This window comes from Chryseobacterium sp. SNU WT5, from assembly GCF_007362475.1.
Classification (GTDB): Bacteria; Bacteroidota; Bacteroidia; order Flavobacteriales; family Weeksellaceae; genus Kaistella.
Window position 1 is genome coordinate 209696 of record NZ_CP041687.1, and the last position, 20294, is coordinate 229989.

Annotated in this window: 24 protein-coding genes and 1 tRNA gene; 7 read left to right on the plus strand and 18 right to left on the minus strand. The window is 35.3% G+C overall.

Going from position 1 to position 20294, the window contains the following annotated elements; translation table 11 throughout:
- Nucleotides 1-106: 106 nt before the first annotated feature.
- The 6 genes from FNJ88_RS00970 to FNJ88_RS00995 form a co-directional block, all read right to left on the minus strand.
- On the minus strand, nucleotides 107-748 hold the full coding sequence (locus tag FNJ88_RS00970) for an alpha/beta hydrolase (protein WP_143853842.1): 642 nt from the start codon (nucleotides 746-748) through the stop codon (nucleotides 107-109).
- Between the two features lie 61 nt (nucleotides 749-809).
- Nucleotides 810-1376, minus strand: a complete 567-nt coding sequence (locus tag FNJ88_RS00975; protein WP_143851303.1) for a YceI family protein — start codon at nucleotides 1374-1376, stop codon at nucleotides 810-812.
- Between the two features lie 74 nt (nucleotides 1377-1450).
- On the minus strand, nucleotides 1451-2023 hold the full coding sequence (locus tag FNJ88_RS00980; protein ID WP_143851304.1) for a YceI family protein: 573 nt from the start codon (nucleotides 2021-2023) through the stop codon (nucleotides 1451-1453).
- Between the two features lie 53 nt (nucleotides 2024-2076).
- A complete protein-coding gene (locus FNJ88_RS00985) occupies nucleotides 2077-3126 on the minus strand; it encodes a glucokinase (RefSeq protein ID WP_143851305.1) in 1050 nt (349 codons plus the stop codon).
- A gap of 106 nt (nucleotides 3127-3232) precedes the next feature.
- Complete coding sequence (locus FNJ88_RS00990) at nucleotides 3233-3814, minus strand: hypothetical protein (RefSeq protein ID WP_143851306.1); 582 nt, start codon at nucleotides 3812-3814, stop codon at nucleotides 3233-3235.
- Between the two features lie 242 nt (nucleotides 3815-4056).
- The gene (locus FNJ88_RS00995; RefSeq protein WP_143851307.1) at nucleotides 4057-4344 is read right to left on the minus strand and encodes a rhodanese-like domain-containing protein; all 288 of its coding nucleotides are present in this window, start codon (nucleotides 4342-4344) and stop codon (nucleotides 4057-4059) included.
- Nucleotides 4345-4419: 75 nt separating this feature from the next.
- Between FNJ88_RS00995 and queG the strand changes: the two genes are divergently transcribed.
- From queG to FNJ88_RS01010, 3 genes are all read left to right on the plus strand, one after another.
- Nucleotides 4420-5385, plus strand: a complete 966-nt coding sequence (queG, locus tag FNJ88_RS01000; protein WP_228414543.1) for a tRNA epoxyqueuosine(34) reductase QueG — start codon at nucleotides 4420-4422, stop codon at nucleotides 5383-5385.
- Nucleotides 5386-5396: 11 nt separating this feature from the next.
- Nucleotides 5397-6074, plus strand: a complete 678-nt coding sequence (locus FNJ88_RS01005) for a TIGR02117 family protein (protein WP_143851309.1) — start codon at nucleotides 5397-5399, stop codon at nucleotides 6072-6074.
- Between the two features lie 120 nt (nucleotides 6075-6194).
- The gene (locus FNJ88_RS01010) at nucleotides 6195-7292 is read left to right on the plus strand and encodes a transporter substrate-binding domain-containing protein (RefSeq protein ID WP_143851310.1); all 1098 of its coding nucleotides are present in this window, start codon (nucleotides 6195-6197) and stop codon (nucleotides 7290-7292) included.
- Nucleotides 7293-7339: 47 nt separating this feature from the next.
- Here the strand turns inward: FNJ88_RS01010 and FNJ88_RS01015 are convergent.
- A tRNA-Leu gene (locus tag FNJ88_RS01015) sits at nucleotides 7340-7421 on the minus strand.
- 71 nt (nucleotides 7422-7492) lie between these two features.
- The gene (locus FNJ88_RS01020; RefSeq protein WP_143851311.1) at nucleotides 7493-8257 is read right to left on the minus strand and encodes an MBL fold metallo-hydrolase; all 765 of its coding nucleotides are present in this window, start codon (nucleotides 8255-8257) and stop codon (nucleotides 7493-7495) included.
- Between the two features lie 56 nt (nucleotides 8258-8313).
- On the opposite strand from FNJ88_RS01020, the gene FNJ88_RS01025 reads away from it, so the two are divergent.
- Nucleotides 8314-9741 carry a TonB-dependent receptor gene (locus FNJ88_RS01025; protein WP_143853843.1) on the plus strand — a complete coding sequence of 476 codons (1428 nt, stop codon included), beginning with the start codon at nucleotides 8314-8316 and terminating at the stop codon, nucleotides 9739-9741.
- Between the two features lie 11 nt (nucleotides 9742-9752).
- A complete protein-coding gene (locus tag FNJ88_RS01030; RefSeq protein WP_143851312.1) occupies nucleotides 9753-10202 on the plus strand; it encodes a GAF domain-containing protein in 450 nt (149 codons plus the stop codon).
- Nucleotides 10203-10272: 70 nt separating this feature from the next.
- Here the strand turns inward: FNJ88_RS01030 and FNJ88_RS01035 are convergent, their stop codons facing one another.
- Nucleotides 10273-10743 (minus strand): GNAT family N-acetyltransferase, encoded by a 471-nt coding sequence (locus tag FNJ88_RS01035; protein ID WP_143851313.1) that lies wholly within the window; start codon nucleotides 10741-10743, stop codon nucleotides 10273-10275.
- Nucleotides 10744-11203: 460 nt separating this feature from the next.
- On the minus strand, nucleotides 11204-12547 hold the full coding sequence (locus FNJ88_RS01040; RefSeq protein WP_143851314.1) for a dihydrolipoamide acetyltransferase family protein: 1344 nt from the start codon (nucleotides 12545-12547) through the stop codon (nucleotides 11204-11206).
- Nucleotides 12548-12675: 128 nt separating this feature from the next.
- Between FNJ88_RS01040 and FNJ88_RS01045 the strand changes: the two genes are divergently transcribed.
- Nucleotides 12676-12969 (plus strand): putative quinol monooxygenase, encoded by a 294-nt coding sequence (locus FNJ88_RS01045; protein ID WP_143851315.1) that lies wholly within the window; start codon nucleotides 12676-12678, stop codon nucleotides 12967-12969.
- Between the two features lie 3 nt (nucleotides 12970-12972).
- The gene (locus tag FNJ88_RS01050) at nucleotides 12973-13587 is read left to right on the plus strand and encodes a peptide deformylase (protein ID WP_143851316.1); all 615 of its coding nucleotides are present in this window, start codon (nucleotides 12973-12975) and stop codon (nucleotides 13585-13587) included.
- A 171-nt stretch (nucleotides 13588-13758) separates the two neighbouring features.
- Here FNJ88_RS01050 and lipB read toward each other — a convergent pair whose 3' ends face one another.
- The 8 genes from lipB to FNJ88_RS01090 all read right to left on the minus strand — a co-directional run bounded on the left by lipB (nucleotide 13759) and on the right by FNJ88_RS01090 (nucleotide 20284).
- Complete coding sequence (gene lipB / locus FNJ88_RS01055) at nucleotides 13759-14481, minus strand: lipoyl(octanoyl) transferase LipB (protein ID WP_143851317.1); 723 nt, start codon at nucleotides 14479-14481, stop codon at nucleotides 13759-13761.
- 233 nt (nucleotides 14482-14714) lie between these two features.
- Nucleotides 14715-15452 (minus strand): tryptophan synthase subunit alpha, encoded by a 738-nt coding sequence (trpA, locus tag FNJ88_RS01060; RefSeq protein ID WP_143851318.1) that lies wholly within the window; start codon nucleotides 15450-15452, stop codon nucleotides 14715-14717.
- A 40-nt stretch (nucleotides 15453-15492) separates the two neighbouring features.
- Nucleotides 15493-16674 (minus strand): tryptophan synthase subunit beta, encoded by a 1182-nt coding sequence (gene trpB / locus FNJ88_RS01065; RefSeq protein WP_143851319.1) that lies wholly within the window; start codon nucleotides 16672-16674, stop codon nucleotides 15493-15495.
- Nucleotides 16675-16749: 75 nt separating this feature from the next.
- The gene (tnpA, locus tag FNJ88_RS01070; RefSeq protein ID WP_143851320.1) at nucleotides 16750-17202 is read right to left on the minus strand and encodes an IS200/IS605 family transposase; all 453 of its coding nucleotides are present in this window, start codon (nucleotides 17200-17202) and stop codon (nucleotides 16750-16752) included.
- Nucleotides 17203-17251: 49 nt separating this feature from the next.
- Nucleotides 17252-17929 (minus strand): phosphoribosylanthranilate isomerase, encoded by a 678-nt coding sequence (locus tag FNJ88_RS01075; protein WP_143851321.1) that lies wholly within the window; start codon nucleotides 17927-17929, stop codon nucleotides 17252-17254.
- A 15-nt stretch (nucleotides 17930-17944) separates the two neighbouring features.
- A complete protein-coding gene (gene trpC, locus FNJ88_RS01080) occupies nucleotides 17945-18724 on the minus strand; it encodes an indole-3-glycerol phosphate synthase TrpC (protein WP_143851322.1) in 780 nt (259 codons plus the stop codon).
- A 2-nt stretch (nucleotides 18725-18726) separates the two neighbouring features.
- A complete protein-coding gene (gene trpD / locus FNJ88_RS01085; RefSeq protein WP_143851323.1) occupies nucleotides 18727-19713 on the minus strand; it encodes an anthranilate phosphoribosyltransferase in 987 nt (328 codons plus the stop codon).
- Nucleotide 19714: 1 nt separating this feature from the next.
- Nucleotides 19715-20284 carry an anthranilate synthase component II gene (locus tag FNJ88_RS01090; RefSeq protein ID WP_143851324.1) on the minus strand — a complete coding sequence of 190 codons (570 nt, stop codon included), beginning with the start codon at nucleotides 20282-20284 and terminating at the stop codon, nucleotides 19715-19717.
- Between the last annotated feature and the right edge of the window lie 10 nt (nucleotides 20285-20294).

The window sequence follows — 20294 nt, forward strand, 5'->3', positions numbered from 1 at the left end:
GTATGGTTGTTTTGTAGTCTTGTGAAAATCAAAACTTTCACCTTATTATGCTCATTTTTTTAGTAAAAAATCTGTATAAAACCTTTGTAAAATGAATATCACTGGATTATTTAAAAATTTCGGCTAATATTTTGGAGACTTGTTTCGGTTTTGTTGCAGGGAAAAGATGCGTACCGTTTTCTACAACATAATCCGGTTTTGAATATTTTACGGGAAAAACAATGTCTTTGCTTCCTAAAACCTGTATTACTTTTGGATTTTCTTTAAATTTCCAGGCAGAGACTTTCTCGACGCTCCATTTTAAATAATAGGCATCTCTAACCGTAAAATAATCCATTAACTTAGGATTTTTAGGATCCACCAGATTTCTAGCTAATGAATAAATTGCCGCCGACTTAACATTAAACATCCTTTGGGGTAAAAACTTGGGAATCCTTGTAAGTTCTCCCAATTTAATAAACCGTGATTTCTCTTTATCAGACTTAATACTTCCTAAGATTACCACCTTTTCTGCAGATTTTATTTTGTCAATCTCCTGCACAATAATTCCACCGAACGAATATCCAAGTAATGCGAAGGGTTCACTTTCGTCAATTCTATCAGCCATTCTTTTTACATAATGGTGAAAATCCTCGTTGTTTTCAGGCAGGAACCAATCCAGAAATACAACTTCTACATTTTGTGGAAATTCGATTTTCTCTAATACTTTGAAGTCGGCACCAAGTCCACTAATCACATACAATTTCATCATTCAAAAATAAAAAAAAGAGCAGACAAAGCCACTCTTTTAAACATAATATAATGTTAAATTATTTTGCGGTAATGTTGATCATCATATCGATTTCATCTTTTACAATTACATCTTTAGCTGCTGAGGCATAAGCGATTCCAAATTTCTGACGGTCAAAACTAAACTTGTCCGAAATCATATTGAACACCCCATTATTTAAAGAAATCTTCGCTGGGAAGGAAACTGGACTTGTTATTCCTTTTGCCGTTAGCGTTCCATTAACCAAATAAGGGAAAGCTTTGTTGTTATTCTTCTTTACGGCAGTAATTTTATAGGTTGCATTTGGAAATTTATCCGTTTCGAAAAAGTCACCATTTTTCAAGTGGTTGTTCAGTTTTGCTTGAGAATCACCTGATAAATCAGTTGCATTAATACTGGTCATATCCAAAGCGAAAGTTCCACCCACAATATTATTTCCTTTCATCACCACATTTCCAGCTGTTAAATTGACCACTCCATTGTGTGATGAGGCTTCGGTTTTCGCTAATTTATAGCCCCACCATTGAACACTGGAACTGATAACTTTTTTGGACTGTCCAAACGCGAAACCTCCTGCTAAAAGCGCTGCTAATATTAAGTTCTTCATTTATTCTATTTAAATTTTAGCTGCAAAAATAAATAAATATTAATGCTATGCTATATTTTAGAAGCTAACAAATATCATTTAGCAGAAATCTTTACATTCATTTGTACGTCGTTGCTGATTAACATATCCTCGAAAATATTATATTTCAGTCCATAATTTTTTCTATTGAAGGAAAACTGTGCTGAAGCTAACGAATAAACAGAATTATTTTGCGAAATTTTTACCGGAAACGAAATACTCTTAGAAATACCCTTGATGGTTAGGACTCCCGTAATTTGATAATTATAAATAGTATGCTTAACTTTCTTTACCGACTTTATTTGAAACGACGCTGTTGGAAATTTACTGACATCAAAGAAATCATCACTTTTCAGATGATTTTCCAGCATTTTCTTTTGTTTTGGACTTCCATTCATGTCTTCTGCATCAATAGACCCCATGTCCATTAAAAAACTTCCGCCAGTAAGTTCACTGCCATTAAAAATAAGGTTTCCTGATTTCAAACTGACTGTTCCAAAATGTGAAAACGATTCTGTTTTAAGCGTTTTGTATGCTTTCCAACGAATTTCTGAAGATAGAATGGTTTTGGATTGGGAAAACAAAGCAATTGTAAATAGAACGTAAAAGAGAAACAGGATTTTTTTCATTGTAGAAATAGATTTTATAAAAAAACCTCGTTGTAGACGAAGTTTTCAGTTTTTTACTCTTGATAGAATGCAGCGTAAGTGGCTGCACCATTAAGGATCGTCTTTTCATCTTTGATTAAATAAATTGGAATATCCTGAAGAATATTTTCCATTTTATCACTAATGATGAAGTTTTTATAGAATTTTTTGTTATTAATAAATGGCTCTAGTAAAACAGGAATTTGACCTGCCAAAAACAAACCTCCGGTTGCTTTCATTTTTAAGACCAAACTGTTTGCTTCGCGTGCTAAAAATATCAGAAAAGTTTCAATGGTCATAGTACAAATACGGTCTTTATTCTCTAGCGCGCCTTGAATAACTGCATGACAAAAATTATCTGCTTCGATTTCGGCAGTTAACCACTCCGGTTGCTTCTGCATCTTTACATCACGTAAAAATCGATAGATATTAAATAGTCCTGAAGCAGAAAGAACGGATTCCCAACTAACAATACCATAGATTTTTTGAAGAAACGAATAAAATTCAACCTCATCATTTGTACGGGGAGAAAATTCACAATGTCCACCTTCTGTAGCAAAGGGGCGTAAATAATTTCCATCATAGAACAAAGCTGCTTCGCCCAGACCTTCTCCAGGTGCCAGCAAAACTACATTTCCGGGAGTGAAAACAACAGAATCATGAATTTTTACAAATTGACTCTCTTCCACACATTCTATTCCATACGCCGACGCTTCTAAATCATTAATCAATAGAACCTGATCTACACCTGCATCTTTTTTAATTTCCTCGGCATCTAACTTCCAAGGGAGACGCACTGGTTCACTTTTACCTCTAATAACTGGACCTGGAACGGCGATCGCAATCTTTGATACGGATGCAATAGAATGATCCGTCATAAATTTCTTAAGAATATCACTGAAAGATAAAAAATCTTTGGTGGAATAAGCGGTTTCTTTTTTTAAAGAAACTGCTTGGTTTCTAGAACGGTAATGACCGATGATCGTTTCTTTCTCTCTAATATCTGCGGCAATAACAGATACGTCATTATTGCTTTCGGAATTCAATCCCAGCAGAAAGAGTTTGAATTTATTTTTAGATTCCATATTTGTAAGGTTATCAACCAAAGATAATATAATTGTTTTTAAAAAAGACGTAAAAAATAAAAAACCTCCTCGAAAACGAGAAGGTTCTTATCCTATTAATGAGGGATTATTTTCCTAATGGTATGTTGTAACCAACACCTACACCGATAGCTCCTGCATTATACTTTTGGCTACCAATTTCTCCTTTGTCACCTGTAAAGGTTTTCTGATATTGTAAAGAGAAGTTCCAGTCTTGATTATGATAACCGATCTCAGGTTTAATATACAAACCTCCATCGGGCCTCGCTGTATTGCTTACGTCATTTGAAGCTACTTTATCATCACCAACGATGAAACCATACCCAATGTCAGTTCCTAAATAGAAACCCATTTGCTTTGGATAAACTCTGATCAAAGCAGCTACAGGAACAACTCCGAAATCATTATTCTCTAGATTAATTCCATTAACTGTATTCGATTTTCCGAAGAAATGACTATATCCAGTCGCGATACCCAAACCAAATCCTGGAGTCACTAAGTTTTGATAAGAAAGATCTAAACCTAAATTACCTCCTGCATTTTCAGCGGGAACTGCAATTCCACCATTAATTCCGATTTTCATCATATTTCTCATGTCTGCACTTTGTGCACTCAATAATCCTGCGGTTACTAAACCTAAAGCAAAGATTGATTTTTTAACTGAATTCATAATATTAAATTTTAAGTTTTACGTGGAGTTGCTTGTCAATATCGTGCCAAAAGTGGTAACATGAGTCGCATAATCTTATTTAAAATTTACAACAAACTGATTATAAGGTAATTAAAAATCACAAAAAACTAAACGCCTATTTAAATAAAAGAGTTGTTATTTTACATCTAAAGTTACTTCACGGCTATTGAGCAAAAAAAGTCACCTCATCGGTGACTTTTATATACAATCGAATAATTGTTTTATAAATTATCTAAGCTTTGTTTCACGTCTTGATAACCTCCTCCATTATAAACATCAGTTAAACCTTGAGATTTAAAATAGTCAACTGCTTTACCACTTCTATTCCCGCTTCTGCAGAAAAAGATTTTAGGACCTGCCAGGTTGGTAACTTCTTGTTTTCTATCTTCAATTTCACCAAGAGGAATATTTTGTGCTTTTTCAATTTCGCCATCCATTTCCAATTCCATAGGCTCTCGAACGTCTATTAAACTATAATTACCTGATTTTAATACTTCTTCTATTGACATAATTTAATTTTTTTTTGATCTGGTTAAGTGTAAAGAGCAAATTTATAAAATTATGTTAGTTTTGCAATGCAATCTATGTTACACAATCAAGAAAATTATGCGCACCTTGTAAAAGCCAAAGCTAAAAAATTTGGTTTTCAAAATTGTGGTATTTCGAATGCAGACTTTTTGGAAGACGATGCTCCGAAATTTGAAAAGTGGTTAAATCATGGTTATCAGGGGGAAATGTCTTACATGGAGAATTATTTCGACAAAAGGCTTGATCCTCGCTTGCTGGTAGATGGTGCAAAATCCATCATCTCTTTATCTTATAATTATTTTCCACAGGAACCTCTTTCTCAGATTGGATCTTTAAAAATCTCAAAATACGCATACGGACAGGACTACCATGAAATCATTAAGGAAATTCTACATGAAATGGTCGTCGAACTTAAAGAAGAAATAGGTGATTTTCAATGTCGAGTGTTTACAGATTCTGCACCGATTTTAGAACGTAGCTGGGCTAGAAAATCAGGTATCGGCTGGGTTGGAAAGAATGCAAACCTCATTACTAAACAAACTGGTTCTTTTTATTTTTTAGCAGAAATCATCTGTGATCTTGAACTTGCATCTGATTCAGCAACAACAGATCATTGCGGTTCTTGCCGAAAATGTATTGATGCATGTCCTACGAATGCAATTGTATCTGACCGGCTTATTGACGGTAGCAAATGTATCTCTTATGCAACAATTGAATTAAAAAATGAAATTCCCGATCATTTCAAAAATAAAATGGAGGATTGGGTTTTTGGATGTGATATTTGTCAAGATGTCTGTCCCTGGAATCGATTTTCGAAACCTCATCAACAAGAGAAATTTAATCCAAATAATTTTTTGAAAAATATGAGAAACGAAGATTGGAAGGAGCTATCCGGCGATTTGTTTTCAGAAATTTTCCGCAAGTCACCCGTGAAAAGAACTAAATTTGCAGGACTGAAACGTAATATCGAATTTGCAACCAAGTATTCTGACCTCAGCAAGAACTTGGAAACTAAACATTAATAAAAATAAAGATGAAAAAATTTATACTAATTGTTCTAAAAACCATTTGGGCAATCATCGCGTTGGTTGCGATCTATATCATTTTTGCATTAATAATACCCTATATCAAGGTTCCCGCAGAGAAAGTTTCCGAACCAAGGATTGTTGAAGCATACATTTTAACCAATGGTGTGCATACTGATATTGTGGTTCCGATAAAAACGAAACAATACGACTGGAGTAAAGAAATACGGTTTGAAAATACCACTTCTAAAAGTACAGACTTCAACTACCTTTCAATTGGTTGGGGAGATAAAGGTTTTTATCTGGATACACCTGAATGGTCAGATCTCAAGGTTTCTACAGCATTTAAGGCTGCTTTCTGGCTGGGAGAATCAGCAATGCACTGCACCTTCTATAAAGATATGAAAGAAAGCGATGATTGTAAAAAGTTGATGCTGACTGAAAGACAGTACCAAAACTTGATTGAATTTATAAATAAGAAATTCGACCGCGATCAAAACGGACATTTAAACTTGATTAAAACAGATGCAGTTTATAATGATCATGATGCTTTTTACGATGCGAATGGTAGTTACAGTTTTCTGTATACCTGCAACACCTGGACGAACAATGCTTTAAAAGCAGCTGGTCAAAAAGCAGCTTTATGGACTCCATCTGATTTTGGAATTTTTCACCATTATCAATAGCGAGTTGCCTTAGGTTCTCTCATTTGTTTAATCGTTCGATTTTTATAAAAAGGCAGTCTTATTTGCATGAAAATAAAATTTTCCCTATTTTAAAACCTCGATCAACAATTATAATCTGACATGAAACGACAACTTCTCTATATCTTACTTTTTTTAAATTTTAATGTTTTATTTTTTAATACCGTATCTGCGCAGACTGTAACTCCTAAAATAGATTCCTTACGAATTGGTGTCGCAGGAACCACTCCGTTCGTTTTTATGGAGACAGGAAATCCTGCACCGCAAGGAATTTCTGTAAATATCTGGAATGAAATTGCAAGTGATCTCAACTGGAACTATCAATACAAATCTTATAAAACTGTTAATTTAGCCTTAGATGCTTTAAAAAAAGGAGATTTGGATTTAGTTGTTGGACCCGTTACCATTAACGCTCAACGTTCAGATTCCTTCAAATTTTCACAACCGTTTTATCAATCCAGTTTAGCAATTGCGTATAAGCAAGGTGAATTTAGTATCTGGAATGTAGTTAAACTTTTATTCAGTTTTAAACTATTAATCGCCATTGGTATTTTCCTCGTGATACTCGCTATTGTTGGAACACTTCTCTGGCTTGCAGAACGGAAAGCTTCCCCTGACCAATTCCCTGCGGAACCAGCGAAAGGGATTGGAACCGGAATGTGGTTAGCCATTGTAACGATGAGTACAACGGGTTATGGAGACAAAGCACCGGTAACATTAATGGGAAGAATTATTGCCGGAACGTGGATGATTGTCTCTATTATATCTGCAACTTCCATGATTGCCGGAATCGCGAGCGTCTTAACTTTTTCAAATTTCCAATCGGTTGACATTAAAAATATCGAGCAATTGAATGGTAAAAAAGTAGCCACAATTTCAGGTTCGCCTTCTATCAGTTTTTTAAAGGAATATAATATTAGAATAAAGCCAGTCGAAAATTTAGATCAAGCAATCAAAATGTTGAACAACAAACAGGTTGATGCCATTGTTTATGACCGACCGCAATTAATGTATTATATCAATAATCACAAAGATGAAGATCTGGAAATTTCTAAGGCCGAGTATTACCAGCAAGGCTATGGTTTTGCTTTTCCGAAAGAAAGTAACTTAATTTTCAATGTAAACCGGACTTTACTTGAATTGGCTGAAGCGCAGGAAATTTCAAAAATAACGAAGGAATATCTAGGGAATGAACATTAGAATCCAATAAAAAAGCCTCTGCAATCAATGATTACAGAGGCTTTTAGTACCCGGCACCAGAATCGAACTGGTACATCTTGCGATACTAGAGTTTGAGTCTAGCGCGTCTACCAATTCCGCCAGCCGGGCTCTTTAAATTGGTGTGCAAATATAGAATTATTTTTTTTGCCAGAAAAGTAAATTTTAATAATTTTTTGAAATTAAAACAACAGTTCGAGACCGTCAAACGCAAGAAACATATTGTCAGGAAGTTGTGCTTCCGTTCCCTCATGCAAACCCAAATGATGAGAAATATGCGTAAGGTACATCTTGGTAGGTTTCAGTTCTTCAAACAGTTCCAAAACCTGTGGTAAAATAAAATGCGCAGGATGGTAGTCTTCCTTTCTTATACAATTGACAATCAGATAATCCAAATTCTTTAATTTTACTTTCTCCTCGTCAGAAATAAAACTGGCATCCGTGATATACGCAAGATTTTTAATTTTAAATCCAAAAATAGAAATTTTGGAATGTTGCACTTCAATAGGAATAATTTCTGTTTTAAAAATTGAAAATGGCTTTTCGATTTCATGCAAATTAAAAGAAGGTGCACCAGGATACTTTACATCGGAGAAGGCATAGGGAAATCGACTTCTAACCTCATCACCTACTCTTTTCTTAGCATAAAGGTCAATATTTTTTCCGTTTTTAAAAATTAACGGTCGCAAGTCATCCAACCCAATTACATGATCATTATGCTCATGCGTCAACAAGACAGCATCAATTTGTTCTTCTTTATTTTCAAGCATCTGCATGCGAAAATCTGGTCCGCAGTCGATGAGGATCTTCTTTTCGGTATCTGTGGTAATTAAGACAGATGAACGGAAGCGCTTATCTTGTAGATTTGAAGAAGAACAAACTTCGCAATGACATCCAATTACCGGAACTCCTTGCGAAGTTCCCGTTCCTAAAAATTTCAACTTCATTTTTTTTGATGTTGGTTTAATTTTGGTAAATTTACAAAAAATTAGAATTGACAGTTATTCATCCGAAATTAACCCCAAAGCAGAAAGCTTTGGCGATCAATCTTGACCAGAATATTTATGGCACTTTTGCCGAAATTGGAGCTGGCCAGGAAACGGTACGCCATTTTTTCAGGGCGGGAGGAGCTTCCCAAACGATTGCTAAAGCAATGTCGGCCTACGACAAAGATTTTAGTGACGCTATCTACGGAAAGGAAGCCCGAAATAGATATGTGACACAAAACCGGTTACGCAAGATGCTGCGTTATGAAGTTTCATTAATAGAAGAACGGGTATCACGCGAAAGTTGCCCTGGGCGAAAGTTCTTTTCTTACGCAAACACCGTAACAACCATTAACTTCGACAAGACGATGAAAGGTCATGGTTGGGTAGGCCTACGGTTTCAGCTGGAAGAAACAGAAGATTATAACGAAATTGTACTTCATGTTAAGTTTAATGAAAACGATGCAACTCTACAGCAGGAAACCTTAGGTAGTCTGGGTGTTAATCTTATTTATGGGGCATTTAATTATTCCGATAATCCCCGGAAGATGATTAATTCCCTCTTCGACGATATATCGAAAGACAATGTTGAAATTGATATGATCGATTTCAGTGGCCCTGCATTTAATTATGTTGATAATCGATTGATGAGTTTACAATTGGTCAAAAATGGAATGACTGATGCGGTGATCTTTAATGCTAAAGGAAACAATATGTTGCCTGCAGATATTCTCTACAAAAAAAATATATTTGCAGTCCGCGGCAGTTTTCGACCTGTTACTTTGGTCAACATTGATATGTTCGTGAACGGACTTGAAATGTTCAAAAAAGACTGGGACTGCAGTGAAGAAGAGACGGAAGTATTATTCGAAATCACGATCTCCAATTTGCGGGCAGCTGGAGATATTGACGAACGGGATTTCTTGGATCGAGTTGATGTTTTAGGAAAACTTGGATATACCGTAATCATCTCTAATTTCTCAGAATATTATCGACTGATCGATTATTTCAATCCTTACACCAACGGAAAAATTGGTGTTGCAATGGGAGTTAATAATCTTTTGGACGTTTTTGATGAAAATTACTACAAGAATCTTTCTGGTGGAATTCTGGAAGCATTTGGTAAGTTTTTCAGACAAGATGTACGCGTCTATCTTTATCCCTACAAAGACCCGGAAACCCACCAATTACTATCTTCTAATAATCTAAAGGTTAATGATAATTTGAAAGAATTATACAAATATTTCAAACTCAACAAAAGAATAGTTGATATTCAAAACTACAATCCTGACTACTCTGAAATATATTCTCGAATTATCCTGGATAAAATTGCCAATCATATTCCGAATTGGGAACAGGAAGTACCAGAAGGTGTTGCAGATTTAATTAAAGAACGTGGAATGTTCGGTTATAAAGAAGAATTAAAACTAAAAGAATTTTCTTAAAAATAAAAAATATGTCAGAAATAAAAAAACGTCTTTCCATTATATTAGAAAGTCCAAAAGATAATAAGGAAGAGAAACTTCAAAAAATTTGTCAGTTATTAGATCAGGAAATTTCCTATTTCAACTGGACCGGATTTTATTTTAAAAACGGTGACAAAGAAGAATTGATTTTAGGCCCTTATGTTGGTGCTCCAACAGATCATACCATTATTCCTTACGGAAAGGGAATTTGTGGACAGGTGGCCGTATCAAACGAAACATTTGTAGTTCCAGATGTATATGAGCAAGATAATTATTTAAGTTGTTCTATCGATACCAAAGCTGAAATCGTAGTTCCGATTATGAAAGATGGAAAAAATATCGGACAAATTGATATTGATTCACATAAAGTAAATCCTTTTACTGATGAAGATCGAGATATGTTAGAATGGCTTTGTGACGAGGTTGCCAAGATTATGTAATCAAATTTGATTAAAATAAAAAAAGTGTGGATTCTTAGAAAGTCCACACTTTTTGTTTTTAGAAGAATTTTTATTCCGCCAAGTCAGCGATTCCTTTTCCATCTAAACGGTAAACCGTCCACTCATCCATTGGTTTTGCTTGAAGCGATTCGTAGAAGTCGATAGCGGGTTGATTCCAGTTGAGAACCGACCACTCCATTCTGCCGCAGTTTTCTGCTTTGGCGATTTTCGTGAGTTCAATAAGCAAAGTTTTTCCGTATCCTTTGCCGCGGTGTTCCGGTTCTACGTAAAGGTCTTCTAAGTACAAACCTGGTTTTCCTACAAAAGTGGAAAAATTATAGAAATAAAGGGCGAATCCAGCTGGAATTCCATTTTCCTCGCCGATGATTACGTGGGCGAATTTTTTTACAAATATATTTTCCTGAAGTTCTTCTACGGAAGTGACAACCTCGTCTTCCATTTTTTCATAAACCGCAAGTTTCTTTATCAGTTCAAAAATAAGTGAGGAATCTTCGGGAAGTGCTTTTCTAATAGTAACCATTTGGTAATTAATTTTATGAATATCAAAGTTAATGCTTTTATGAGAAATGAATCGCAATAATCTGCTACATATTAACCACAAAAGTCACAAAAATTAATGTTTTTTTTAAATTAGTCAAAAGTTAAAATAAGCAGAATGCAAAAATTATTTTATGAACTATTCCTAAAATAGGAAAAGGAAAAAAAGCAACGCACACGTGAATTTCTCTTCTTGTTTTGTCGATTTTATTTCTAAATTAAAATATTCATGAATTCTTGGCAAATTAGAGTTTTCAATTCTGCGAGAAATTTATTTAAAAATCCATTAACTAGCCCCGATTGAACGGCATGTTTGAGCTCTTGTTGGGCGGCGGCGAAGCCGCTGCCCAAAAAAGCGAGTAGTGAAAGCGGGATTAAGCTCCAAAAAAAAAACCTCTGAGAAGTTCTCAAAGGTTTAGTTTTATATTTTGGTCTGCTGAAAATTAAATCTCAGTATTCATATCCCAGTTTTGAAGATAATCGTGAACGTGTTTCAGGAACATTCCACCCAAAGAACCGTCTACTACCCGGTGATCGTAGGAATGTGACATAAACATTAAATTACGAATCGCAATTACATCGCCATCTTTGGTTTCTAAAACTGCAGGTTTTTTCACAATCGCACCAACTGCCAGAATAGCAACTTGAGGTTGTGGAATAATCGGTGTTCCCATAAGGTTTCCGAAGCCTCCAACGTTAGAGATCGTGTAAGTTGCACCTTGCGTATCTTCTGGTCTCAATTTTTTATTTCTTGCACGGTAAGCCAAATCGTTGATCGCTTTTGCCAAACCTGAAAGTGACAGTTGATCTGCATTTTTAATAACAGGAACAATAAGATTTCCGTCTGGAAGTGCAGTTGCCATTCCGATATTAATATTTTTCTTTTTGATGATCTTGTCGCCATCTACAGAAACGTTGATCATCGGGAAGTCCTGAATTGCTTTCACAATCGCATGAACAAAAATCGGCATATATGTCAATTTCTCGCCTTCTCTCTTTTCGAAAATATCTTTGTGTTTCGTTCTCCATCTTACGACATTCGTAACATCTGATTCGATGAACGAGGTAACGTGTGGCGAAGTGTGTTTGCTTTTCACCATTGCATCAGCAATGATCTTACGAACTCTGTCCATTTGAATCAATTCGTCACCTTCATTTAATTTTATTGGTGCAGAAACCGGAGCTGCAGCTTGTGGAGCCGGACTTGGAGTTGCTGCAACTGATGGTGTAGAAACTGCTTTTGGCGCTGCTGGAACAGTTCTGTTTGAAACGAATGATAAAATATCTTCTTTGGTAATTCTTCCGTCTAACCCGGTTCCTTTGATGGTTTGCAGTTCAGCATCAGAAATTTTTTCGTTTTGGGCAATTGATTTTACTAACGGTGATAAATATAAATCAGAACCTTCGAAACTGGTTGCGGATTTTGAACTTTCCATTGCTTCTTCCAATCCTTTTACAACATCAGGCTCTACATTTGGAATATCAGTTTTTACTTCTTCGGCAGATTTTGGTTCCTGAGGTTGCTCAGAAATCACTTCTCCTGCGCCGGCAACTTCTAGAATTGCGATTGCTTCACCGATCTTAGCAACTTCATCTTTCTGTTTCAGGATTTTAATAATTTTCCCCGAAACTGGTGTCGGAACATCGGAATCTACTTTGTCGGTTGCAATTTCTACAACAGAGTCATCTTCCTTTACGGAATCTCCTTCATTGAACATCCAACTGATAATCGTCGCTTCCATCACGCCCTCTCCCATCGATGGAAGTAGTAATTTATATTCTGCCATTTTATATTTCGATTTTCACAAAGATAAAAAATTTTCCCATTAAGAAAAAACGAAATTTTAGGGCAATTTTTTGATTTTATTTCAAAAGTTAAGTTTACAGTTTCTATCTTTGATGTTTAAATTACATTATGAAAAACCTGTATATCGTTGCCTTGTTCCAATTCAAAGAAAGTGATTTGATGGACGCCCTGGAATTACTAAAAAAATTAGTTTTTGAAACCCGAAAAGAAGAAGGTTGTTTACAGTACGACTTAATAGAGGACAAAGAAAACAAAGGCGTTTTCTTTATTGTAGAACTTTGGGAAAGCGATGAACATCACCACCAGCACAATGGCACCGATCATTTAATGAATTTCAGAAATCAATCAGCATCGATGTTAGAAAGATCTGCACAAGTATATAAAGGATACAAAACATTTTAAAAAATGAAAAAGATTTCTATTTTATTCCTATTATTTTCTGTTTTCGCTTTTTCTCAAAAATATACAAAACAGGAAATTTCTCGAATTACAGAAGGTAATATTGAAACTGCTCTTCCTATATTTCAGACTTCAGATTCTTTGCAACATTATGTTTTACTCGATCAATCGATTGACGCAAATCCCAAAGATAAATATACCAAAATTTTGGTCAACCGTATGAAACTTGCACTTCTTTCTACAGGAAGTGGTGTCGGAATCGCTGCACCACAAGTTGGAATTAATCGAAATATAATTTGGGCAAAACGGTTTGATAAAGAAGATAAACCTTTGGAATATTTTATTAATCCGAAAATTCTTTGGCGTTCAGAAGTTTTGAATTTTGGTCCTGAAGGTGATTTATCCATCAAAGTTTTCAGAGATTATTTTTATAGAAGTCAAGTTATTCAGTTGGAATATTTTGATTTAAATGGAAAGAAACACACCGAAATTGTGGAAGGTTTCACAGCGGTAATCTTACAGCACGAAATCGATCATCTTTCTGGGATTTTAATTTCTGATAAAATTGAAAATCAGAAAATGAAGACTTTCGAAAAAGTAGAATTGTATAAAGAACTGTAATTTGTTGCTCACAGATTTCACAGATTTTCACAGATTCTTATAAAAATGTTTTCTGCTAATTGCTTTGTTAGGAGTTCAATTTTAAAATTACAAATAAAAAATCACCTTATTTTAGGTGATTTTCTGTTTTATTTAATCTGTGAAAATCCGTGTAATCTGTGAGAAAAAATATTAAACGATCTGTGCTTCAAAAACATCACAAAAATGTTTTTTAATCTTCTCTTTAACTTCAGCCATTTCGGCGTCAGAAAATTCCCGTTCTAATTCTCTTTGCAAAGAAGTCACGCCTTTATCTTTAATTCCGCACGCAATAATATATTCGAAATAGCGTAAATCAGTGTTTACATTCAAAGCAAAACCATGCATGGTCACCCATTTCGAAGTTTTCACGCCCATCGCACAGATTTTTCGGGCGTAAGGTTTTCCAACATCCAGCCAAACTCCGGTTTCACCTTCGCTTCTCTCGCCTTTCAACCCATATTCTGCAATCGTACGAATAATCACTTCCTCCAAATTCCGCATATATAGATGAATGTCGGATTTAAAATTGTCCAAATCCAAAATCGGATATCCTACAATCTGTCCGAAACCGTGATACGTAATATCTCCACCGCGATTCGTCTTTACAAAAGTCGCATTGATTTCTTCTAACTTCTTCGCATTCGCCAGCATATTATGCTCGTCCCCAGACTTCCCAATCGTATAAACATGTGGGTGCTCTACAAACAATAAAAAATTCGGAGTTTCTACCTGTTCGTCGTCAGTTCGGCTGCGATTTGCCAATTTCAAATCGATGATTTCCTTCATCAATTTTTCCTGAAATTCAAAAGCCGGTTCATAATCCATCAAACCTAATTCCTGAAACTGCAAAGTTCTATTCTGTGTGCTTGTCATTTTATTTTCTGTTTTTGGGCAATCCCCTCGTTACCTTTCCTTAGCGCTGTTAGGGCTTAAAGCCCTAACAGCGCTTTCCCAACGCTAACTCGGGTCGGGCTATCCGTTGCAACCTTTTTTTTCAAAAAAGGATTTCCACTCCTATCCCTATTGCAGGATTTCGCTTCTTCAAATTTTTGTTATAAATGAAAGTATTCTTCTAGCCCGATTTTTTCCTGGGCAAATTTATAAAATTAATTTATTATGCTACGAATAAAATCTTCTCCTTTTTTTGCCCAGTCTTCATTATTAAGCAAAATATTCACGAAAGCAGTTCCGATAATTCCGCCATCTGCTTTTTCGGTAACCTTATTAAAATCAGATTTATTTTTTATTCCAAACCCAATCATCACCGGGTTTTTTAAACCTAAAGTAGAAAGTCGATTCAGGTATTCTTCATTATTGATTTCTTTCGCATTATTCCCGGTTGTAGAAGAACTTGAAACCGCATACAAAAATCCCGAGCTCAACGAATCCAGATATTTAATTCTGTCGTCCGAAGTTTCTGGCGTTACTAAAAAGATGAAATTCAGATTGTATTTTTCTAAAATTGTTCGGTAATTTTTTTCAAATTCCACGGGTGGCAAATCGGGAATGATCAATCCTGAAACGCCGGAATCTTTACATCTTTTGCAGAAATCTTCGAATCCAAAACTTAAAACCGGATTTATATATCCCATTAAAATAATCGGAATATTCATTTCTCCTTTTACTGATTGTAATTGTCTGAAAAGTTCTGCGATCGTCATCCCATTTTTCAACGCAAATTCGTGCGCTCTTTGAATCACCGGTCCATCCGCAACCGGATCAGAATAAGGCATTCCGATTTCGATATAATCTGCGCCAGAATCTTGGATGAGTTTTAATATTTCCGTTGTATCATTCAACGTGGGAACTCCCGCTGTGAAATATATGTTGAGTTTCTTTTTCATTTTCGATTAAATTTGAGATGAATAATTTATACTTCAGAATTTATAATATCGACAGATAAGTTTCCATATCCTTATCCCCTCTTCCGCTCAAACAGATCACAACGACATCGTCTTTTTCGAATTTTTTCTTTCCCAAAACTGCCAACGCATGAGCCGATTCCAAAGCCGGAATAATTCCTTCAATTTGCGTTAATTCGAAGGCAGATCTCAAGGCTTCATCATCGGTAATGCTGAAAAACTCTGCTCTGTTTTCTGTAAAAAGGTTTGCATGCATTGGTCCAATTCCTGGATAATCCAAACCTGCAGAAATCGAATGAGGTTCGATGACTTGCCCATCTTCCGTTTGCATCACAATACTTTTACTTCCATGCAACACACCTAAAGTTCCTAAAAAAGTCGTAGCCGCCGATTTCCCCGAATCCAAACCAAAACCTCCTGCTTCTGCCGCAATTAGTTGAACGCTCGGTTCATCTACAAAATGGTAGAAAGTCCCAGCAGCATTACTTCCACCGCCAACACAAGCGATCACGTAATCCGGATTTTCACGTCCGATCTTCTCTTTTAACTGCCATTTTATTTCCTCCGAAATCACACTTTGAAAACGCGATACCAAGTCCGGAAAAGGATGCGGCCCAACCACACTTCCGATAATATAATGCGTAGTCGAAGCATTATTGATCCAATCTCGCAACGCTTCATTTACGGCATCTTTCAAAGTTTTAGAACCTGAAGTGGCGGGAATTACCGTTGCTCCCAACATTTTCATTCGTCCAACATTTGGAGCTTGGCGTGCGATATCGACTTCCCCCATATAAACGATACATTCCAGATTCATCAAAGCACACGCAGTTGCCGTTGCCACACCATGTTGACCGGCACCGGTTTCTGCGATGATTCGTTTTTTTCCTAATTTTTTCGCCAGTAAAACCTGCCCTAAAGCGTTATTGATTTTGTGCGCTCCAGTATGATTCAAATCTTCTCTTTTTAGATATACTTGAGTTTGATATTTTTCACTTAAATTCTTGGCATAATATAAAGGAGTTGCTCGTCCAACATAGTTTTTTAGAAGATCTTGATATTCATTTTGGAATTCTTCCGAATTGATAATTTTTAAATAATTATGTTGTAGTTCCTCCACATTTGGATACAACATTTCGGGAACGAATGCGCCACCAAATTCTCCGTAGTATCCGTTTTCGTCGGGGTTTTTATATGTTTTCATTTTTTAATTTTATTTAGAGCCACGAAGTGGCGATTTAACAAAGAATAGGATGAAATCCTATTAATACGAATGGTGTCAATCCCAAAGGTATTTTTCCTCATATTCAACCCTATTATCAATTAATATTTTCACGAATTCATTTTTAAAATCGATCTCTTTATGATGTTCTCGCTGATTTTTAATATATTTTTTAATTGGTTCCAAGTTGTTTTTACAAACCGAAAACGCACCATAACCATCCTGCCAAAAAAATTGTTCGTACTTACTTCCTTTCGTTTTGATCCATTTAGAAGAATGGGCTTTGATTTCCTGCACCAATTTCATCAACGCAATTTTTCTTGAAAGCAAACATAAAATATGAATATGATTATCTGTTCCCCCAATTTGGATCGCTGTACTTTCAAAACTTTTGCAAATAGTTGCAATATATCTGAACGATTCTTCTTCTATTTCTATATCGATAAAATCATTTCTATGTTTTGTGCTGAAAACGATATGGACGTAATTTTTGACTAATGATTGTGCCATTGCTGCGTTTTTTTAATTCATCATTAATAGGATTTCATCCTATCCTTTATTAAGACGTCGCTTCGCGACTTAATCTATTTTTAAACTTAAGAATTTTCTTAACATCCTTATTCCCAGGTTCAATTTCAAATTTTGAATTGATATCTAATGCAAAAGGTTTTTGCTTTAATAATTTTAGATTTTCAATATTCTCTTCAGAAATTCCGCCGCTTAAGAAATAAGGTTTGTTAATTTCTAAATCATTTAAAATTTGCCAATCAAAGGATTTCCCCGTTCCACCAAATGATTTGGAATCGGTATCGAAAAGGAAGTAATCAATTTCGGATTTTAGATTTTGAATTTTGAATTTTAAATTTTCTAATTCAGTTCTTACTCTAAAAACTTTGATCAATTTTATCTCTGGATTTAGCTTTTTCTTTAATTCAGAAATAAAATCGTCACTTTCATCACCGTGAAGCTGGATGTAATTAAGACCGGCTTGTTGGGAAATTTCAATAATATTCTCTACCGTTTCATTGACAAAAACTCCAATTTTTCCGTGATGAGCGATTGATTTTATTTCATCTAAAGTCAAAAAACTCAAAACATATCGCGGCGATTTTTCGTAAAAAATAAAGCCCAAAAAATCGATATTCAAAGAAATTAGTTCTTCGATTTGATCAAGTTTTGTTAAACCGCAAACTTTTACCTTTGGTTGTTGGTTGTCGTTTTTTGCTTGTTGGTCCATTCTAACTTCTAAAATCTAATTTCTAACTTCTACTATAAATTCTTCAAACGCTTTCCCCGGATTCTCATTTCGCATGAAATATTCACCCATTAAAAATCCGTCAAATCCTTTCTTTTTCAAAAATAGATAATCTTCAATGGAGTAAATTCCACTTTCAGCAACTGACAACGTTTCTTTCGGCAGTAGGTTTTTTAAATTAACAGAATGTTGTAAATCGACTTTGAAATCTTGCAGGTTTCGATTATTAATTCCGACTAAATCAATATTTTTATTGAAATGTTTTAATTCTTCTTCGGTATGAATTTCTAGTAAAACTTCTAAACCTAATTCATGAGACAATTCCGTAAATTCCTGCACTTGTAAAGATGAAAGACAAGATGCGATCAACAAAATAACATCGGCTCCAGTGGCTTTCGCTTCATAAAATTGATATTCATCAATCATAAAATCTTTACGCAAAATCGGAATTGAAATATCATTTCGTACTTTTAAAATATCTTCTAATTTTCCGCCAAAAAATTGTTCATCAGTTAAGATTGAAATTCCACCCGATCCAAATTTTTCATACGATTTTGTGACTTCTAAAACATCAGCTTTATCATTGATAATTCCTTTACTCGGCGACTTTCTTTTGAATTCAGAGATAACTCCACTCCCCGATTTCACGGATTCTTTTAAGGAAAAAGTCTGGCGGGTAAAAAGTTCAGAATCTTTTAATTCAGTCAAAGGAATCTTCTTTTTAGAGTCCGCGACTTCAATCTTTTTTTGTTCAATTATTTTATCGAGAATATTCATCTTTAATCAATTAAAACATTTAAACAATTCAAGGCTTTTCCTTCCATAAAACTTTCTTTCGCCATCATTAAGCAATTTTCATAATTGCCATATTTTTCTGTATTCTTCAAAGCCATGGCGGCGTTTGCTAAAACAACAGCGTTTTGTTCGTAAGTTCCTTTTCCTTCTAATATAGTTTTAAAAATTTCCGCTGCTTCTTCAATACTGTTTCCGCCGAAAATGGTTTCAGGATCAATATTTCTGAATTGTAATTCTTCGGCTGAATAGATCTTCTCGCCATTTTTATCCATGATTTTCGTATCGCTCGTTAAACTGATTTCGTCGTAACCATCCAAAGCATTTACAAGCAAAAAGTCCGCGTTTTTCTTTTGCAGCAAATACTGGTAAATTCTTGCGATCTCCAAATTCGCCACACCAATCATGGTATATCTTGGTTTCGCAGGATTGATCAATGGACCTAATAAATTGAAGAACGTTTTCAAGCCAATATTTTTACGCATCGGTGCAATTGATTTCAGAGAAGTATGAAAAATCGGTGCGTGTAAATAACAGAAATTTCCTTTTTCCAAATCACTTTTCAACTCGGCTTCTGTCTCTTTAAATCGATATCCAAGAGTCTCCAAAACATTTGACGCTCCACTAATAGTTGACGCCGCGTAATTGCCATGTTTGGCTACTTTTTGCCCAGTTCCGGCAACTACCAAACTCGCTAAAGTCGAAATGTTAAATGTGTTTTTTCCGTCGCCACCAGTTCCGACAATGTCTACCAAATCATCCGTTCCCAAATTGATTTGAGGCGCTAATTGTTGCAATGCTTCGGTAAAACCTTCTAACTCCGCCAACGTGATACTTCGCATCAAAAAAACGGTAACGAATGAAGTGACTTCAATTTCATTAAAGATATCCTTTGAAATTTCGAGTAAGATCGATTTCGCCTGGGCTTTACTTAATGTTTGATGGTCGAATAAATATTGTAAAATTTCTTTCATTTTAATTCTTTAAAAAATTCTCAATAATCTTTTTTCCGTGCGGCGTTAAGATACTTTCTGGATGATACTGAACTGCCTGAACATCGTACGTTTTGTGTTGAAGCGACATAATCATTCCGTTTTCGTCAACTGAAGTAATTTCCAATTCTTCGGGGAAATCTTCAGGATTAACGGCCCAACTGTGATATCTTCCTACTTCCAAATTTTCGGGTAAATTTCTTAAAAGGGGTGCGTCTTTTTTTATTGTTTTTGCAGTGGTCGCGACACCGTGGTAGATTTCTGTTAAGTTAATCAAACTTCCACCGAAAGCTTCTGCAATTGCTTGCTGACCAAGACAAACACCCAAAATGGATTTTGTCGGGGCGTATTTTTTAATCAGTTCAATTAAAATTCCGGCTTCACTTGGAATTCCGGGACCAGGTGAAAGAACAATTTTATCGTACTTTTCGCTTTCCTCCAAACCAATTTGATCATTGCGAAATACATCTACTTTATCGCCGCTGATTTGCTCAATCATCTGAACCAAATTATAAGTAAAACTGTCGTAATTATCGAAGACTAATATTTTCATTTTTGTATTT

Bases quoted from the DNA above. Each gene is read 5' to 3' on its own strand.
- FNJ88_RS00970 (WP_143853842.1), bottom strand. From the start codon at position 748: ATGAAATTGTATGTGATTAGTGGACTTGGTGCCGACTTCAAAGTATTA.
- FNJ88_RS00975 (WP_143851303.1), bottom strand. From the start codon at position 1,376: ATGAAGAACTTAATATTAGCAGCGCTTTTAGCAGGAGGTTTCGCGTTT.
- FNJ88_RS00980 (WP_143851304.1), bottom strand. From the start codon at position 2,023: ATGAAAAAAATCCTGTTTCTCTTTTACGTTCTATTTACAATTGCTTTG.
- FNJ88_RS00985 (WP_143851305.1), bottom strand. From the start codon at position 3,126: ATGGAATCTAAAAATAAATTCAAACTCTTTCTGCTGGGATTGAATTCC.
- FNJ88_RS00990 (WP_143851306.1), bottom strand. From the start codon at position 3,814: ATGAATTCAGTTAAAAAATCAATCTTTGCTTTAGGTTTAGTAACCGCA.
- FNJ88_RS00995 (WP_143851307.1), bottom strand. From the start codon at position 4,344: ATGTCAATAGAAGAAGTATTAAAATCAGGTAATTATAGTTTAATAGAC.
- queG (WP_228414543.1), top strand. From the start codon at position 4,420: ATGTTACACAATCAAGAAAATTATGCGCACCTTGTAAAAGCCAAAGCT.
- FNJ88_RS01005 (WP_143851309.1), top strand. From the start codon at position 5,397: ATGAAAAAATTTATACTAATTGTTCTAAAAACCATTTGGGCAATCATC.
- FNJ88_RS01010 (WP_143851310.1), top strand. From the start codon at position 6,195: ATGAAACGACAACTTCTCTATATCTTACTTTTTTTAAATTTTAATGTT.
- FNJ88_RS01020 (WP_143851311.1), bottom strand. From the start codon at position 8,257: ATGAAGTTGAAATTTTTAGGAACGGGAACTTCGCAAGGAGTTCCGGTA.
- FNJ88_RS01030 (WP_143851312.1), top strand. From the start codon at position 9,753: ATGTCAGAAATAAAAAAACGTCTTTCCATTATATTAGAAAGTCCAAAA.
- FNJ88_RS01035 (WP_143851313.1), bottom strand. From the start codon at position 10,743: ATGGTTACTATTAGAAAAGCACTTCCCGAAGATTCCTCACTTATTTTT.
- FNJ88_RS01040 (WP_143851314.1), bottom strand. From the start codon at position 12,547: ATGGCAGAATATAAATTACTACTTCCATCGATGGGAGAGGGCGTGATG.
- FNJ88_RS01045 (WP_143851315.1), top strand. From the start codon at position 12,676: ATGAAAAACCTGTATATCGTTGCCTTGTTCCAATTCAAAGAAAGTGAT.
- FNJ88_RS01050 (WP_143851316.1), top strand. From the start codon at position 12,973: ATGAAAAAGATTTCTATTTTATTCCTATTATTTTCTGTTTTCGCTTTT.
- lipB (WP_143851317.1), bottom strand. From the start codon at position 14,481: ATGACAAGCACACAGAATAGAACTTTGCAGTTTCAGGAATTAGGTTTG.
- trpA (WP_143851318.1), bottom strand. From the start codon at position 15,452: ATGAAAAAGAAACTCAACATATATTTCACAGCGGGAGTTCCCACGTTG.
- trpB (WP_143851319.1), bottom strand. From the start codon at position 16,674: ATGAAAACATATAAAAACCCCGACGAAAACGGATACTACGGAGAATTT.
- tnpA (WP_143851320.1), bottom strand. From the start codon at position 17,202: ATGGCACAATCATTAGTCAAAAATTACGTCCATATCGTTTTCAGCACA.
- FNJ88_RS01075 (WP_143851321.1), bottom strand. From the start codon at position 17,929: ATGGACCAACAAGCAAAAAACGACAACCAACAACCAAAGGTAAAAGTT.
- trpC (WP_143851322.1), bottom strand. From the start codon at position 18,724: ATGAATATTCTCGATAAAATAATTGAACAAAAAAAGATTGAAGTCGCG.
- trpD (WP_143851323.1), bottom strand. From the start codon at position 19,713: ATGAAAGAAATTTTACAATATTTATTCGACCATCAAACATTAAGTAAA.
- FNJ88_RS01090 (WP_143851324.1), bottom strand. From the start codon at position 20,284: ATGAAAATATTAGTCTTCGATAATTACGACAGTTTTACTTATAATTTG.